Source organism: Candidatus Omnitrophota bacterium (genome assembly GCA_013791745.1).
Lineage (GTDB): Bacteria > CG03 > CG03 > CG03 > CG03 > CG03.
Genome location: VMTH01000122.1, coordinates 1 through 3,106 on the forward strand (window position 1 = coordinate 1; position 3,106 = coordinate 3,106).

Annotated in this window: 3 protein-coding genes; all 3 read left to right on the top strand. The window is 46.7% G+C overall.

What is annotated here, in order from left to right; all coding sequences use genetic code 11:
* On the top strand, nucleotides 1-765 hold a 765-nt coding region (locus FP827_05670; GenBank protein ID MBA3052558.1), incomplete at its 5' end, for a hypothetical protein.
* A 106-nt stretch (nucleotides 766-871) separates the two neighbouring features.
* Complete coding sequence (locus FP827_05675; protein MBA3052559.1) at nucleotides 872-2,593, top strand: hypothetical protein; 1,722 nt, start codon at nucleotides 872-874, stop codon at nucleotides 2,591-2,593.
* Nucleotides 2,587-3,106 (top strand): DUF2723 domain-containing protein (locus FP827_05680; GenBank protein MBA3052560.1); only part of this gene is annotated, 520 nt, incomplete at its 3' end. The genes FP827_05675 and FP827_05680, both read left to right, overlap by 7 nt.

A 3,106-nucleotide genomic window follows, 5' to 3' on the forward strand; every position in this document is an offset into this window, starting at 1 on the left:
GAAGCCTCCCAATCTTTTCTTTACAGCGAATTAAAAAAAGCCGAAGCCGAAATGGTGGCGGAAGAACGGAAACTTTCAGAGCTTTCCATTAAAAACAACATTGATTTGAAGTCATCCGAGCTTGAGGTGAAAAAAGCGAAACTGGAGTCTATCCAGACGGCGATCATAGGAAATGAAAAAAAATTGAAAATCCAGCAGATACGTTTGACGGCTCTGAAAAACGAGATCAAAAAGCACAAACAGTATAAGAGTATGGCCAAAGCCGTTGCGGACGATGTGCTGTGGGATAAAATTATTGAGGGTAAAGATCTTTCCGCTGTAAAAGGCCAGAAGATTTATTCGGAAGAGCTCAATCCCATTTACCGTAAACTTGAATCCGAGATCGCAGAAGTTGCCGTTGATGTTGAATTCCTTTTAAACGAGTTGAATTATCTGAAATCGGAAAAAGAAATACTATACAAAGATGTGTATGCTCTTGAGACGAAAGTCGCGGAGCTGAAAATTATCAGAGATGAGAGTTCAAGGGCTCACACCATAGCCAAAACCAGATATAATTCTCTTTTTTCGCGTATAACAGAGGTATCAATAGCTTCGGCGGCGAAGTTGGGCGATATAAAGATCATATCAAAAGCCGTTGTCCCCGACTCCCCTGTTTCGCCGAAGAAAAAGAAAATTGCCGGCGTTGCCGCCGCCGCCGGTTTTTTTATGGGTATTGCGGCGGCTTTTGCCGCCGGTTTCATAGAGAAACAGAAGTTCCCGGCTTGACATTTGATAAAAAGAAAGGGATATGAAAAAAGCGCTTATTAAGACCGCGGAATTCCTTTTGTCAAAAGAGTGCTGATTCCCGTCCGTCCCGGCGGTAAATTTTTATATGCGTAAATCCGGAATAGATCTTGAGAGAAAATCCTCGGCGGTTACATTGTCTGATATGGAAATATTCGTCTTCCCCGAACTTCTTTACAGCCTTGTTCTCGCGAACATAATGTCGCCTAAAATATGGCGCTGGCGCCTTCATCCGTGGTTTGAGGGAATACAAAAGATGTCTCCTCTCAGGCGGATCCACAGGCTCAAGCAGTTTATCATGGACAATTACGCTTTCAATCTGGATATTGAGACATGGGGGCTCACATCCAAGAGCAGGGAAATGGCGCGCTTCAGTGATTTCGTGGATGAAAAAATCCTCGCCCGGTCAAACGCGCTTTTCGGTTATGAGGGCGATAAATATTATTTTGATATAGACATAAGGCGGCATTTCGGCCTTGAAAAATACACGGATGAAATAATACCTTACTGGAAAACCGAAACGGTGGAAGCCATGGACGCCTTCCGTGGCAAAAAATTCTATTCATCAGGTGCGGGGGAGTGCGTTTCGCTGGCGGCGCTGTACGCTGCGGCGCTTTTTATCGTTGCGGGGATTCCGCTGAAAGATATTTTTCTTATGGGCACACCCCTTCATTCGCAGAATTTCGTGAATCTCGGAAAAGGCGTTCTTACCAACAACAGAAGGATTGTCACAAAAAACATGTGGTTCAACGGCACGGCTCTTTCCGTTAAAGCCCGCAGGGCTCTTGAAAACGAAAAAGTCACTGTTGTCTCGCATGAAAGCGGTTACATCCACACGCTCTATGAAAAAGCCACAATAGATCCGGTGGAATACGGGCGGCTGAGAAAAAAACTGGGGTGTTATCTGAAAACCGAACTCACGACTCCGGTGCTGGGGGCTTTTCTCCGCCGCCACAGGGATCTTCACAAATGTTTCCAGGTGAGGGGCATTATCTGCGGCCATGACCGCTACGTGGGCCTGGATACGCTCTTTGAATACGAGTTGAAACATCCTTATTTGCTCACAGACAGCACAAGAAAAGAGCTCATCGACACAGTCGCGCCGACGGATTTTCACGCTTGTGCGCTTCCCGGAAGAATCGTGCTAAATGATATAGAGCATTATCTTTCATCCCGTCCCTTGGATTTCTCCGATATAAAAAGTGTTAAAATTTTTGAAGAAAAAATTTCCATAGGATGTTTCAGTTTCCGGAAACTCATCTCTGCCATCAAAGAATTCTGCGTCACTGCGGCGGATCTTCCCGATATCAAAAAGAAAATAGTCGTTCAAGAAACGCCGTTGGGTATTGATCCCGGCATGGACAGACAGGCTGTTATCAAAAGACTCTCGGCTATACGAAGTGAGAACGAGGGCGCTGATCTGGCTTTTTACGCCTTACGCGACATGAGAGAATGCGAAATAGGGCCTTTTGCCTATGCCGCTCTCACCCGCAACCCCGTCTCGCTGGAAGCTACCCAAAACATGACTGATAAAGAGGCTCTTACGCTCGTGCGTAAGCTTAAGAACGAGTCGATATACGAAGAAAATTACCGATTGGCGCAGCCGGATGAGATCTGGAACTTCGGCCGGGCCGACGGGCTTGAGAAGGCCTTTCTCGCCGCCAATATCTTATATGCGCGTTACCCGCGGGAAGAATCAAGCATTGAGATATCAAAAGGAGAGGTTCTTTTAAGGCACGGGAAAAGAAAAGAAGCTTTTCCCTCCCGTAAGAAAGTGAAGGAAAATAGAATAATTCTGGGACGGTGGTGATCAAAAGAAGCGTCCTCGCCGCGGCAGTAGCGGCGTTTTTCATCTTTTTATACAATCTTGCGCCCAGCGTATATGTGGGTGATTCAGGCGAGCTCATCGCCGCCTCATCAACACTGGGGGTGGCTCATCCGCCGGGCTATCCGGTTTTTGTCATAATCACCTCGGCTTTGTCAAAGATTTTTCCCGCGGGCAATATGGCCTACCGCATGAATTTTATCAATGCGATTTTTGTGTTTTCCGCGATGCTCTTTATGTGCCGCTTTGCCTCGGCGAGCCTGCTTCTGTATTTCGCGCTTGCTCCTGCCGTGTTCTCATCAGCGGGGGTCGCCGAGGTCTTCACGCTTAATCTTCTTTTCGCATGCGCGATAATATACCTGCTGTATTCGCCTTTTAAAAAAAACGCTCTGGCCGCGGCTTTTCTCTTCGGGCTCGGCCTGGCCAACCATCAGACGCTAATCCTCCTTCTGCCGGGAGTAATATATCTGCTCATTAAAAGAAAAATGTTTGATTTCC